The sequence below is a fragment of the Pseudomonas sp. 22189 genome, from assembly GCF_052045635.1.
Taxonomy (GTDB): domain Bacteria; phylum Pseudomonadota; class Gammaproteobacteria; order Pseudomonadales; family Pseudomonadaceae; genus Aquipseudomonas; species Aquipseudomonas parakoreensis.
This window is the reverse complement of record NZ_JBQEPG010000033.1, coordinates 1-12303: the sequence shown is the minus strand read 5'-3', so window position 1 is coordinate 12303 and position 12303 is coordinate 1. Positions and strand designations below refer to the sequence as shown.

At 60.1% G+C, this 12303-nt stretch carries 11 protein-coding genes; 4 read left to right on the top strand and 7 right to left on the bottom strand.

The genetic code is table 11. From position 1 onward, the window contains the following. Window positions 1-183 precede the first annotated feature (183 nt). Genes ACTJKS_RS24965 through ACTJKS_RS24955 form a run of 3 tightly spaced genes read right to left on the bottom strand, consistent with a single transcriptional unit; the run spans window position 184 to window position 2168 of the window. Window positions 184-585 carry an ExbD/TolR family protein gene (locus ACTJKS_RS24965; RefSeq protein WP_003223575.1) on the bottom strand — a complete coding sequence of 134 codons (402 nt, stop codon included), beginning with the start codon at window positions 583-585 and terminating at the stop codon, window positions 184-186. Next, window positions 585-1292 (bottom strand): MotA/TolQ/ExbB proton channel family protein, encoded by a 708-nt coding sequence (locus ACTJKS_RS24960; protein ID WP_007966644.1) that lies wholly within the window; start codon window positions 1290-1292, stop codon window positions 585-587. The genes ACTJKS_RS24965 and ACTJKS_RS24960 overlap by 1 nt, the downstream gene beginning before the upstream one ends. 51 nt (window positions 1293-1343) lie before the next feature. After that, the gene (locus tag ACTJKS_RS24955; protein WP_108182253.1) at window positions 1344-2168 is read right to left on the bottom strand and encodes an energy transducer TonB; all 825 of its coding nucleotides are present in this window, start codon (window positions 2166-2168) and stop codon (window positions 1344-1346) included. A gap of 1082 nt (window positions 2169-3250) precedes the next feature. On the opposite strand from ACTJKS_RS24955, the gene ACTJKS_RS24950 reads away from it, so the two are divergent. Then, complete coding sequence (locus ACTJKS_RS24950) at window positions 3251-3874, top strand: glutathione S-transferase N-terminal domain-containing protein (protein ID WP_041074054.1); 624 nt, start codon at window positions 3251-3253, stop codon at window positions 3872-3874. 136 nt (window positions 3875-4010) lie between these two features. Here the strand turns inward: ACTJKS_RS24950 and ACTJKS_RS24945 are convergent, their stop codons facing one another. Then, entirely contained in the window at window positions 4011-4451 is a 441-nt protein-coding gene (locus ACTJKS_RS24945) for a CBS domain-containing protein (RefSeq protein ID WP_041074056.1), read from the bottom strand. A gap of 342 nt (window positions 4452-4793) precedes the next feature. Here ACTJKS_RS24945 and ACTJKS_RS24940 point away from each other — a divergent pair, with 342 nt between their 5' ends. After that, the gene (locus tag ACTJKS_RS24940) at window positions 4794-7154 is read left to right on the top strand and encodes a DNA polymerase II (protein ID WP_262949097.1); all 2361 of its coding nucleotides are present in this window, start codon (window positions 4794-4796) and stop codon (window positions 7152-7154) included. On the opposite strand, the gene ACTJKS_RS24935 is transcribed toward ACTJKS_RS24940, so the two are convergent. From ACTJKS_RS24935 to ACTJKS_RS24925, 3 genes are all read right to left on the bottom strand, one after another. Beyond that, window positions 7140-7589: a DUF1810 domain-containing protein gene (locus ACTJKS_RS24935; RefSeq protein WP_108182255.1), complete on the bottom strand. Its 450-nt coding sequence runs from the start codon at window positions 7587-7589 to the stop codon at window positions 7140-7142. The two genes, ACTJKS_RS24940 and ACTJKS_RS24935, sit on opposite strands and share 15 nt — an antisense overlap. Before the next feature lie 28 nt (window positions 7590-7617). Next, on the bottom strand, window positions 7618-8439 hold the full coding sequence (locus ACTJKS_RS24930; protein WP_108182256.1) for an aldo/keto reductase: 822 nt from the start codon (window positions 8437-8439) through the stop codon (window positions 7618-7620). Window positions 8440-8617: 178 nt separating this feature from the next. Beyond that, on the bottom strand, window positions 8618-9766 hold the full coding sequence (locus tag ACTJKS_RS24925) for an aldose epimerase family protein (protein ID WP_108182257.1): 1149 nt from the start codon (window positions 9764-9766) through the stop codon (window positions 8618-8620). Window positions 9767-10111: 345 nt separating this feature from the next. On the opposite strand from ACTJKS_RS24925, the gene ACTJKS_RS24920 reads away from it, so the two are divergent. Together ACTJKS_RS24920 and ACTJKS_RS24915 are read left to right on the top strand one after the other, a co-directional pair. Further along, window positions 10112-10861, top strand: a complete 750-nt coding sequence (locus ACTJKS_RS24920) for a hypothetical protein (protein ID WP_108182258.1) — start codon at window positions 10112-10114, stop codon at window positions 10859-10861. Between the two features lie 167 nt (window positions 10862-11028). Then, the gene (locus ACTJKS_RS24915) at window positions 11029-12243 is read left to right on the top strand and encodes an MFS transporter (protein ID WP_108182259.1); all 1215 of its coding nucleotides are present in this window, start codon (window positions 11029-11031) and stop codon (window positions 12241-12243) included. Window positions 12244-12303: the final 60 nt, after the last annotated feature.

Here is a 12303-nt window from a genome sequence, read left to right as displayed (position 1 = left end):
TTGATCAGACGTTATCGAATTGGCCTTGTGAGCCCCTCATTGCTCCGCTTTCGGTGATACCGCATGCGGAAAGCCACTTTCTTCAAGCAAGCCGATCCCCTCCGAAGACGTCTGGCGTTTTTCGGTCGGCTGATTGCGACGGGAAGCGGTTCGCGGTGTCGGGNCGCGCGCCCGACACCGCACTCAGTGGGTGGTCATCACCGAAATCTTGCTGATGCCCGAGCGTTCGATGGACGCCATGGCCTTGGCCACCTGGCCGTAATTGACGTTGGCGTCGGCCTGCAGCTGCACGCGCACCTCGGCGTCCTTGGCCTTGACCTCCTTGAGGCTGGCCTCCAGAGATTCCGGTGCCAGTTCGGTTTTCGCCAGGTAGAACTTGCCGTCCTGATCGACGCTGACCACCACCGGGTCTTTCTTCTCGGCGGGGGCGACGGCGTCGGTTTTCGGCAGGTTGACCTTGATCGCGTTGGTCATCAGCGGTGCGGTGACGATAAACACCACCAGCAGCACGAGCATCACGTCCACCAGCGGCGTGACGTTCATTTCGCTGAGCACTTCATCGCTGTCTTGAGTGGAAAAGGACATCAGCTGGCCTCCCGCACGGCGGCAGTGGTTTTGCTGGCGATGGCCTGGCGGCTGATGGAAAACGCGCTGCGCGAGGCGAGGGCGTCGAAGTCGTGGGCGAAGTCATCCATGTCTGCCGAGGCCAGTTTCAGGCGGCGCAGAAAGAAGTTGTAAATCAGCACCGCCGGGACCGCGACGGCGATCCCGACGCCAGTGGCGATCAGCGCGTGACCGATCGGGCCGGCGACCGCTTCAAGGCTCGCCGAACCGGTTTCGCCGATGCTTTGCAGGGCTTCCATGATCCCCCACACGGTGCCGAACAGACCAATGAACGGCGCGGTGCTGCCGATACTGGCGAGGATCGCCTGGCCGTTTTCCAGCGAGCGGCGTTCTTTCTGGATCTGCTGGCGCAGGTTGCGTTCCAGGCGATCCGAACGGTTGATGGTGTGCGCCAGTTGTTGCGTGGTACGCGGCGATTCTTCCACCAGCAAGGCTTCGAAACCGCTGCTGGCGATGCGCGCCAGCGAGCCCGGATACTGGCTGGCGTGTTCGGCAGCGGTGAGCAGATCCGGTGCCCCCCAGAAGGCTTTGCTGAACTGTTTGTTCTGGGCTTTCTGGCGCAGGTATTGCGCCGACTTGACCAGCAGGATCGCCCAGCTGACCACGGAAAACAGCACCAGGCCCCAGAGCACACCGGGGACAATCATCGAAGACAGTGAATTGTTCATCGCTACACCTCGCTTGCATTAAGTCGGTTGTGAGTTCGTCGGGTTGTGCCGTTATTGCGGCAATTTGAAATCGATGGTTTGGGTGGCGAAGCCGTCAATCGGCGTGTCACCGCGTTTGGCCGGAATGAACTTCCAGTTCTTTACCGCCGCGACGGCGGCGTCATCCAGTTGCGGCTTGCCGCTGGACTTGGTCACTGTCACCGAGCCGGCGCGACCGTTGGCCAGCACCTGAATGCGCAGCACCACACTGCCTTCCCAATTGCGCCGCAGCGCCAGCGACGGGTATTCCGGCGGCGGGTTGCCAAGGCTGGCAAGGCCGGAAATCGCTGCCGATTCCTTGACCGGGCCAGGCGCGGCGGCCGGGGCCGGTGGCGCGCTCGGTGTCACCGGCGCAGCGGGAGCGGCCGGTTGTGCCGGGGTGGGCGGAGCTTTCGGCGGCTCGACTTTCTTCACCGGTTTGGGCTTCTCGACCGGTTTCGGTTTTTCGATCGGCTTGGGTTTTTCCACCGGTTTTGGCGGTGGCTTGACCGCATCTTCGTCTTCCACCGGTTGTTCCGGTTCCGGAGGTGGAGGGGGCGGCGGTGGCGGTGGCGGTTCCGGTGTGGGCGGTGCCGGCGGCGTCGGGCTGGTCAACTCGACGGTCATTTCCGGAATCTGCGGCGGAGTCGGCAGTGGCTCGGGCCGGGTCTGCTGGAAAAACCACCAGGCGCCGCCGTGTATCAGCGCCGATACCGCCACCAGCAACAGCATTTGCTGTTTGTTCAACCCGCCGGGTTGCGAGGTATTGGCCGTGAAGGCTGGCCTGTCCGGTGACAGCGGGATTGGCGCTTCCCGTAACGACCCCGGCAGGGTTCTGTGCTTTACCGCATCGTTCATTAAAGCTCCCTCGGGTTGATGAAGGGCAATAAGGTGCCGTCCGAACATTTCGGTGATGTTCGAGTGGGTGGGTGTAACTTTCTTTTGGGTGTAAGCAAGCCGATAGTTGAACTATCTATTGAATAGGCTTGTGCAGGCTTACTGGTTTAACGCCAATGACTTCGTTTGTTCATTCGCCATTCCCTGGTGTTGTTCTGTATCGGTATGGATTGTTTCAATGGTCGTGATTCATTTTGCAACCGCTGTGCCAAATATTGCTGAAATGTAGCGCGGTTATTTCATGGCTGTTACTCATGTCGCATTTATATAAGTTTTACAGAATGTCCCGGTTTTCTTTAGTGCATGACTGTCCGCGGCCCCGAACGCCGGGGCTTTTTTGCAGGCGAGTCAGACCGGGCGCTGTATCGGCCGGATTAGCCAGATAGAGCCGCTGAGCTCGGGTCCGCCCAGGCGCTTGATGGTGCGCGACGGACTGATTTGGTGCGGGTCAATGTTTTAGCGGGTCACGGCGCATGTTCCTTGTTTTTGTTTAAATGAAATCAGTATTTCGGATCTGCGTTAGTTGCGTGCGCAGGAACGCTTTTGGTGCAATTAAAAAATCAGTTGAAATTATTGTTCGACAATTCGGCAATCGTTGATTGACGCAGTGCTTGCGCAATAACTTCATGGGTCTTATTTAAAAAATAAATAACACGCTGCTGTCGGCACATTATTCAGCGCCAACACAGTGGTCGTTTGTCAGGTTCAGGTAATGACGTAAATTCGCGGATGGCCGGTACTGTTCAGGTGAACTCGACATTGCGCGGATGGATATAAACAGGCCGTGAAACGGCAGAACGATTGAAGATTCACGCAGTGACCTCCTTGTTGCCAGTTCGGATACGCGAACTTTTGGTCCGGTATCGCACCTTACAAGAACGCGGATAGCGTTCGATGATTGCTCTTGGTGCGGGATGGGCACCGCCAGCGCGGTTTTGCGGGGTTTGAATTCGCAAGTCGCGAATGCATGGGAAAAACGTGCCAAAGCCGATACACCCGCTATAAATAGGGCTACACAGATCCGTCGAGATCGAGGAGGGGGCATGTATCAACTGTACGGACATCGCAATTCGGGTGCTGCAGCCATCGAAGCAGCGCTGGAGTTATGCCAGATCGCCTATCGCTTCATCGATATCGAAGCTTCGAGCGAGGCGGCCGAAGCCCTGGCGCGCCTCAATCCACTGAAACAGGTGCCGACCCTGCAGTTGCCCGATGGCAGTGCGATCACCGAGAGTGTGGCGATTCTGATTCACCTGGGCTTGCGCTTTCCCGGATTCGGCCTGTTGCCGGCCGAGGCCACTGATCGCGATCAGGCGATTCGCGGCATGGTCTACATCGCAAGCAATTGCTACGCGGCCATCGGCGTCATCGATTACCCCGAACGCTGGCTGGTGATGCCGGACGAAGCCTCACGACAGAATCTGATGGCCGGTGCCCGCGAGCGCTTGCACTGGAGTTGGGAAGTGTTTGCCGACCAGTTTTCCGCCGAGTTGTACCTGGACGACGAGACGCCCGGCGCACTGGACGTGCTGGCAGCGGTGGTGACGCGCTGGTCGGGGAGTCGCGAGCACCTGCGTCAGACCCGCCCCGGGTTCTACGCGTGGTTGCAGCGCATTGACCGGCACCCGGTGCTGGCGCCGGTGTTTGCCCGGCATTGGCCGGTTTGACCACCACAAGATCCTGTAGTGAGGGGATTTATCCCCGATGTGGCACGAAGCACCCCCAAAAAAGCCGGGACCGCTACGCAGTTCATCGGGGATAAATCCCCTCACCACAGGGCTCACTCCTAAAGGAGGGAGGGACTTATTCCCCGCGAATGTACTGCTCCAGCTGCTTGATCAGCTCGGCCTGTTCGGCAATCGCCTCTTTCACCAGGTCGCCGATCGACAGCAAGCCGATCAGTTTGCCGTTCTCCACCACCGGCAAGTGGCGCAGGCGTCTGTCGGACATGATGCCCAGGCAGGTGTCGACGGTCTGGTGGGTGTCCACGGTGATGACATCCTTGACCATGATGTCGCGCACCGGTGTACCGACCGAGGAGCGCCCGTGCAGTACCAGTTTGCGCGCGTAATCACGCTCACTGATGATGCCGACCACTTTTTCGTCTTCCACCACCAACAGGGCCCCGACGTTTTTTTCGGCCATCTTCATCAGCGCTTCGAGCACCATGTGATCGGGTTTGATCTGATGCACTTCCTGATTTTTCTGATCTTTGAGCTTGAGCAGTTGGGCGACGGTCTTCATGGTGGTTACTCAGGTGTTGTCGTTGTTCTCCAAGCATCGTAGACGCTGGCGTGCAGGGCAAGGTGGCAAAGCGGCAGATAGCACGCAAAAAACGTCATTTGCCGAAAATACCTACCCCTGAGCCTGCGCGAAGGGAAACCTTGTGGTGAGGGGATTTATCCCCGATGGGCTGCGAAGTAGCCCCAAACTCATGAAGCCGGATTTTTCTGACATATATCACTGGATGGCTTTGGGCCTGCTACGCAGGCCATCGGGGATAAATCCCCTCGCCACAGGGAATGGGGTTATCCCGTGAATGGCAGCGTAGAATGCCCCTCTGATTCAATTCCTGAGGTTGCAGTGGTGGATTTACAGCAGGGCTTCGTCCTGACCCGGCATTGGCGCGACACCCCGGCCGGCACCGAAGTCGAGTTCTGGCTGGCGACCGACGCCGGGCCGCGCCGTGTGCGTCTGGCGCCGCAGACGTCAGTGGCGTTTATCCCCGCTGCACAACGCGAAGCGGCCGAACGTCTGCTGCACGATGAAAAGAATGTCGAACTGCGCCCGCTGGCCCTGCAGGATTTCGAACATCGCCCGGTGCTGGGCCTGTATTGCCAGCAACACGGTCAATTGATGCGCCTGGAAACCGCGCTCAACCGCGCCGGGGTCGACGTCTTTGAAGCCGACGTGCGTCCGCCGGAACGCTACCTGATGGAGCGCTTCATCACCGCGCCGGTGCTGTTCAGTGGCAGTGCCGATGACGACGGCGTCTTGCTCAATGCCCAACTGAAACCCGAACCCAACTACCGACCGCAACTGCGGCTGGTCTCGCTGGATATCGAAACCACCGAAACCGGCGAGCTGTATTCCATTGCCCTGGAAGGCTGCGGCCAGCGTCAGGTGTACATGCTCGGCGCACCGAACGGTGATGCGAGCATGGTCGACTTCGACCTTGAATACTGCGACTCACGCACCGTCCTTCTCAAAAAGCTCAACGACTGGTTCGCCCGGCATGACCCCGACGCGATCATCGGCTGGAATGTCGTGCAGTTCGACCTGCGCATCCTCCACGAACACGCGCGGCGCCTCGGCGTGCCGCTGAAAATCGGCCGTGGCGGTGAAGAGATGCAGTGGCGCGAACACGGCAGCCGCACGCACTACTTTGCCTCGGCAGCAGGGCGGCTGATCATCGATGGCATCGAATCGCTGCGTTCGGCGACCTGGAGTTTCCCTTCGTTCAGCCTGGAAAACGTCGCCCAGACCCTGCTTGGCGAGGGCAAGGCGATCGACAACCCGTACCAGCGCATGGACGAAATCAACCGCATGTTCGCCGAGGACAAACCGGCGCTGGCCAAGTACAACCTCAAGGACTGCGAACTGGTCACGCGGATCTTCGCCAAGACCGAACTGCTGACGTTTTTGCTCGAACGCGCCAGCGTCACTGGTCTGCCGGCGGACCGCAGCGGCGGCTCGGTGGCGGCGTTCACCCACTTGTATATGCCGCTGATGCATCGCCAGGGTTTCGTAGCGCCCAACCTGGGCACCAATCCACCGCAGGCCAGCCCGGGCGGCTTCGTCATGGATTCACAGCCAGGGCTGTACGAGTCGGTACTGGTGCTCGATTACAAGAGCCTGTACCCGTCGATCATCCGCACCTTTCTGATCGACCCGGTGGGGCTGATCGAAGGTTTGCAGCACCCGGACGATGCCGATTCGGTTCCGGGTTTTCGCGGCGCGCGTTTCTCGCGCACCCGGCATTGCTTGCCGTCGATTGTCGCGAGGGTCGCCGAAGGTCGCGAGACCGCCAAACGCGAGCACAACGCGCCACTGTCGCAGGCGCTGAAGATCATCATGAACGCGTTCTACGGCGTGCTCGGTTCCAGCGGCTGCCGGTTTTTCGATACGCGTCTGGCGTCGTCGATTACCTTGCGCGGCCACGAGATCATGCTGCGCACCCGTCAACTGATCGAAGCGCAGGGCCATGCGGTGATCTATGGCGACACCGATTCGACCTTCGTCTGGCTGCGCCGGCCTCACGGTCAGGAGGAGGCGGCGCAGATCGGCCAAGCGCTGGTCAAGCACGTCAACGACTGGTGGCGCGAGCACGTGCGGGAAGAATACGGCCTGCAAAGCGCCCTCGAATTGCAGTACGAAACCCACTACAAACGCTTTCTGATGCCGACCATTCGCGGCGCCGAGGAGGGCAGCAAGAAACGCTACGCCGGACTGGTGACCCGCGCTGATGGCAGCGAAGAAATGGTCTACAAGGGCCTGGAAACCGTGCGCACCGACTGGTCACTGCTGGCCCGGCAGTTCCAGCAGGAACTCTACGAACGGATCTTCCAGCGCAAGCCGTATCAGGATTACGTGCGTGATTACGTGCGCAAAACCCTGGCCGGCGAGTTCGATGAACGACTGGTCTACCGCAAGCGCCTGCGCCGCACTCTTGATGACTACGAACGTAACGTGCCGCCGCATGTGCGGGCGGCACGACTGGCCGATGATTACAACGCGCAGCACGGGCGCCCACGGCAGTACCAGAATGGCGGCTGGATCAGTTACGTCATCACCCTGGCCGGGCCGGAACCGCTGGAAGTGCGCCGCGCCGCGATCGACTACGACCACTACATCACCCGCCAGCTACAACCGGTGGCGGATGCGATTCTGCCGTTTGTCGACGACGATTTTTCAACCCTGATCGGGGGCCAACTAGGCCTGTTTTGAGTCCAGCAGTTGCAGGGTCCATTCGTCGAGGATGCCGTGGAAGTAGCGCTCCAGTGCCTGAGCGAACGGGCAGTCGTCGGCGCTGAACTGCGCAAACAGGGTCATCGAGGAGTGGAATTTCAGGTCGTCGGGGTGGCCGAAAATCTCGGCTATCGAGCGCTGACGGATGTTCAGCACCAGTTGCGTGCAGGTGCGCAGCCGTGCACCGAGCAAATCGTGGGCCAGATAGGCCCGCGCCTCTTCGGCAGACTGAATGGCGAAGCGTCGAGACATTTCACTGCCACCCAGCCCGGCGAACTGCGGGAACACAAACCACATCCAGTGGCTGCGCTTGCGCCCCTCGCTGAGCTCACGCTGGACCCGTTCGAACACCGGATCCTGCGCCTGGACGAAACGCTGCAGGTTGAACGGGTCGTACTGATCAGTGCTTCTCATGACGAAGACCTCGCCAGCAGCCAGCGACTCAGACCATCGCCAGCCGCTGCTTGCGTTGTGGCGCTTTGAATACCTGGTCCAGCGCCGCCAGATCCCCGGCATCCAGTTGCAACTGCGCCGCTTGTGCATTGAGTTGCACGTGTTCCGGTCGCACAGCCTTGGGAATCGCAATCACACCATCCTGGCGCAGAATCCACGCCAGTGAAACCTGTGCCGGGGTCACCTTGTGACGAGTGGCAATCTGCTTGAGTACCGGTTCGGCCAGCATCGCACCGCCCTGACCGATCGGGCAGTACGCCATCAATGGCATGCGTTGCTGTTGGCACCATGGCAGCAGATCGAATTCGACGCCGCGCTCTTCCAGGTTGTACAGCACCTGATTGGTCGCGCAGGCCGGGTTGGCCAGTTCTTCGAGGTCATCGACGTCGAAATTCGACACGCCCCAACGGCCGATCTTGCCGTCCGAACGCAGGCGTTCGAAGGCTTCGACGGTTTCTTCCAGCGGATACTGGCCGCGCCAATGCAGCAGATAGAGGTCGATGTAATCGGTGTCGAGCCGGCGCAGACTGCGCTCGCAGGCTTGCGGAATGCCTTTGCGGCTGGCGTTGTGCGGGTAGACCTTGCTCACCAGAAACACTTGGTCGCGCAGGCCCGCGATGGCTTCGCCGACGACAGATTCGGCACCGCCTTCGGCGTACATTTCTGCGGTGTCGATAAGGGTCATGCCCAGTTCGATGCCTTGGCGCAGCGCGGACACTTCACGCGAGTGCGCCGAGCGGTCTTCGCCCATGCGCCAGGTGCCTTGGCCGATCACTGGAACCTGCACGCCTGCCAGTTCAAGGGTACGCATTCAAACCTCCTGTGCTGATGGTCATACCTTAGTGGGCAGCAGGATAGCGCAGGGGTTCCAATGGAGGGCGATGAACCTGTGGCGAGGGGATTTATCCCCGATGGGCGCGTAGCGCCCCCAAGAAGCAGGGTTGCTGCGCAACCCATCGGGGATAAATCCCCTCACCACAAGGCCGGTGCTATTTAGCGGAGAACTTCAACACCACACTGTGGTTGTAAGTCTGCCCCGGATCGAGACGCGTACTTGGGAAGTCCGGCTGATTCGGCGCATCCGGATAGTGCTGCGTTTCCAGGGTAAACGCGCCCCAGTGCGGATAGACCTTGCCGCCCTTGCCTTTGACCGTGCCGTCGAGGAAGTTGCTGGTGTAGAACTGCACGCCCGGCTCGCTGGTGAACAGCTGCAGATGCCGTCCGGATTGCGGATCACTGACCTCGGCGGCAACTTTGCTCACATCACCTTTTGTGTCCAGCACCCAGTTGAAATCAAAGCCGCCCTGTTTCGGTTCGGCGAATTTCAGCTGCGGGTGATCAGCCTTGATGTGGGTGCCGATGGCAGTGGGCTGGGTGAAATCCATCGGCGTGCCGGCCACGGGCGCCAGTTCGCCGGTCGGGATCAGCTTGCCGGTGACCGGGGTGTAATGGCTGGCGTGCAAGGTGGCCACCTGCTTGAGGATGTCGCCATTGCCGGCACCGGCGAGGTTGAAGTAGCTGTGGTTGGTCAGGTTGAGCACCGTCGGTTTATCGGTGCTGGCCTTGTAGTCGATGCGCAACTCGTTGTTGTCGGTCAGGCGATAGGTCACTTCGGTGGTGAGATTGCCGGGGAAGCCCATTTCACCGTCCGCCGACAGATAGGTGAGGGTCACGCCGACTGAATCCTTATCCTTGGTTTCCTGCGCTTTCCAGACTTTCTTGTCGAAACCCTGAGTACCGCCATGCAAGGCGTTGGACTTGTCGTTCTGCGGCACTTGATAGCGCTTGCCGTCGAGTTCGAATGCACCCTCGGCCAAGCGATTGCCGAAACGGCCGATGGTCGCGCCGAAATACGCCGTGCCTTTCTGGTAACCCTGAACATCGTCGAAACCGAGCACCACGTCAGCGGCTTTGCCGTGCTTGTCCGGCACCAGCAGCGATTGCAAGGTGGCGCCGTAGGTGATGACGGTCGCCTGCATGCCGTGGCTGTTGCGCAGGATGTATTGCTCGACGGGCGTGCCGTCATTGGTTTTGCCAAAGGCTTTGTGTTCGGCGCTGAGGCCGGCCGCGTTGGCGGAGAGGGTGGCGATCATCAGGGACAGTCCGAGGCCGGAGAGCAGGTGTCGGGATTGAAGCATGGTTGACCTTCCTTTTTGTTGTTGTTTTCAAAACACCACAATTCCCCTGTAGGAGCTGCCGAAGGCTGCGATCTTTTNACTTTTGTTTTTCAGGATCAAGATCAAAAGATCGCAGCCTTCGGCAGCTCCTACACGGCACTAGTCAATCTATTTTCGCGTGTGGAAAAGATTTATAGCTGATTGAACGTGTATTTCAACAATAAAGACTGACTAATTAGCTTGGCGCTCATTCGCCGCCAATCAACCGGGCAGATCCGCCACTGCACTTTTTTGCAATTGCCGGCTCTATCCATGGCCAGGATGCGGCGACGCCCGCCGCGCAGGAATGTGCCCGTTCGAGAATCCATGCCGAGAGCTTTTCACCCGATCATCCGATTTGTTCGCCGCCCATGTCTGCTGCTGGCCTGTCTGTCATCGCTGTTTGTCAGCGGTTGCACGCACCAGACCGGCAACGGTTTCATCGCTCAGATGCGTGACGGTCAACCGCAGGAATTCCTGCAGACCAGCGTCGATCGCATGGCCACGTTGGCGATGCGCGACAACCTCAACAGCCTTTATCGGTTGATGGGCAAGCTGTATTTGCGCAACCCGGAAGAACTGCGCAAGTCGGGCTTCCTCGACATCAACACGGCGGTGAAACAGGTGCGCCTGGCGGTCGAGCAGCAGCAACCGTTACCGGTGTTGGGCGGGCGCAAAGATCTGGCGGCGCTCAGCTATGCGATGAGTCCGGAGTTTCTCGGGGATCGGGTCGGCGCCTTCATCTATGCCATCGGCAGCATGCTGGTCACCGCCCACGGCAATCGCATCGAGTTCTACATGACCGATGCAATCAACCCGACCTTCGTCTACAACGCCGCGCGCAATATCGAGAAAGCCACGTGGATTCTGGCCCAGCGGCAGAACAAGGAAGGCCAGCCGCTGCTGTTCTCCAATGAAATCTCGGAGGAGGGCAGCAACCTGAGCTTCGCCACCGAATTCGGCAAGATCGTCGCGCGGCTCGACTTGCTGACGCAGATGCTCGACGAGCGTTACCGGCGTATTGGCCTGAATTACGCGCAGAGCCTGCTGTTTCTGAATTTCCTCCCGGTGCAGTAATCCCTGTAGGAGCTGCCGCAGGCTGCGATCTTTTGATTTTGTTTTCTAAGATCAAGATCAAAAGATCGCAGCCTGCGGCAGCTCCTACAGGGAAGTGTTGTCAGTCATGATGGATAGGTTGTATACAATCCTCCGTCACATTTGACTCAAAGGGAGCTGCACCTGTCATGACCGACTCCGCAAGCACCGACTTCAACCGCATCGACCGCGTCGCCCGTACAGAAAAACTGCCGTACGCCGCGTTGCTGGCGTTCGCCATGACCGGCTTCATCGCCATCCTCACCGAGACCCTGCCGGCCGGGCTGCTGCCGCAGATCGGCGCCGGGCTCGGCGTCAGTGAAGTGCTCGCCGGGCAACTGGTGACGCTGTATGCGCTGGGTTCGATTGTCGCGGCGATTCCGTTGACCGTGGCCACCCGGGGCTGGCCACGGCGCCGGGTGCTGCTGATGACGGTCGGTGGTTTCCTGCTGTTCAACACCATCACCACGTTCTCCAGCCATTACGGCCTGACCCTCGCGTCGCGGTTTCTCGCCGGGATGGCCGCAGGACTGTCGTGGGGCATCATGGCCGGTTACGCCCGCGGGATCGTGCCGGTGCATCAGCAAGGACGGGCGTTGGCAATCGCCATGCTGGGCACCCCGGTGGCGCTGTCGCTGGGCACCCCGGCGGGGACGTGGCTGGGCAATCTGATCGGTTGGCGTGCGTCGTTCGGAATAATGTCGGCGCTCGCATTGGTACTGGCGGCGTGGATTGTGCTGGCGGTGCCTGATCGTCCGGGCCAGTCCAGCGCCGAACGCCTGCCGTTGCTGCAGTCATTGCGCCTGCCGGGCGTGCGGCCGGTGCTGTTCGTGGTGCTGACCTGGATGCTCGGGCACAACATTCTTTACACCTACATTGCGCCTTTCCTGATGCAGGCCGGGCTGGCCGAGCGTGTCGATCTGGTGCTGCTGGTGTTTGGTCTGTGTTCGCTGGTCGGAATCTGGATCATCGGCGTGCTGGTGGATCGCTGGCTGCGCTGGCTGACCCTGATCAGCCTCGCGGTGTTTGCCGTGACTGCACTGGTGCTGGCGTTGATGTCTCCGTCGCCGTGGCTGATCTACACCTGTATGGCGGTGTGGGGTCTGTCATTCGGCGGCTCGGCGACGTTGCTGCTGACGGCTGCGGCGGATTCGGCCGGCGAGCATGTGGACGTGGTGCAGGCAATGCTCACCACGTCCTGGAACGTGGCAATTGCCGGCGGCGGCCTGTTTGGCGGGTTGCTGCTGGATCGGGCGGGAGCGATGTCGTTTCCGTGGGCGCTGTTGATCCTGTCGCTGATTGCGCTGGCGACGGTGTGGATCAACCGGCATCACAGTTTCAAACCGGGCCGGCGCCAGCACTGAACCACACCTCCACTGTAGGAGCTGCCGGAGGCTGCGATCTTTTAATTTTGTCTTTTAATC

Coding starts and splice junctions, on each gene's coding strand:
- ACTJKS_RS24955 (WP_108182253.1), bottom strand. CDS start 2,168: ATGAACGATGCGGTAAAGCACAGAACCCTGCCGGGGTCGTTACGGGAA.
- ACTJKS_RS24925 (WP_108182257.1), bottom strand. CDS start 9,766: ATGCTTCAATCCCGACACCTGCTCTCCGGCCTCGGACTGTCCCTGATG.
- ACTJKS_RS24935 (WP_108182255.1), bottom strand. CDS start 7,589: ATGAGAAGCACTGATCAGTACGACCCGTTCAACCTGCAGCGTTTCGTC.
- ACTJKS_RS24945 (WP_041074056.1), bottom strand. CDS start 4,451: ATGAAGACCGTCGCCCAACTGCTCAAGCTCAAAGATCAGAAAAATCAG.
- ACTJKS_RS24950 (WP_041074054.1), top strand. CDS start 3,251: ATGTATCAACTGTACGGACATCGCAATTCGGGTGCTGCAGCCATCGAA.
- ACTJKS_RS24915 (WP_108182259.1), top strand. CDS start 11,029: ATGACCGACTCCGCAAGCACCGACTTCAACCGCATCGACCGCGTCGCC.
- ACTJKS_RS24965 (WP_003223575.1), bottom strand. CDS start 585: ATGTCCTTTTCCACTCAAGACAGCGATGAAGTGCTCAGCGAAATGAAC.
- ACTJKS_RS24960 (WP_007966644.1), bottom strand. CDS start 1,292: ATGAACAATTCACTGTCTTCGATGATTGTCCCCGGTGTGCTCTGGGGC.
- ACTJKS_RS24920 (WP_108182258.1), top strand. CDS start 10,112: ATGCCGAGAGCTTTTCACCCGATCATCCGATTTGTTCGCCGCCCATGT.
- ACTJKS_RS24930 (WP_108182256.1), bottom strand. CDS start 8,439: ATGCGTACCCTTGAACTGGCAGGCGTGCAGGTTCCAGTGATCGGCCAA.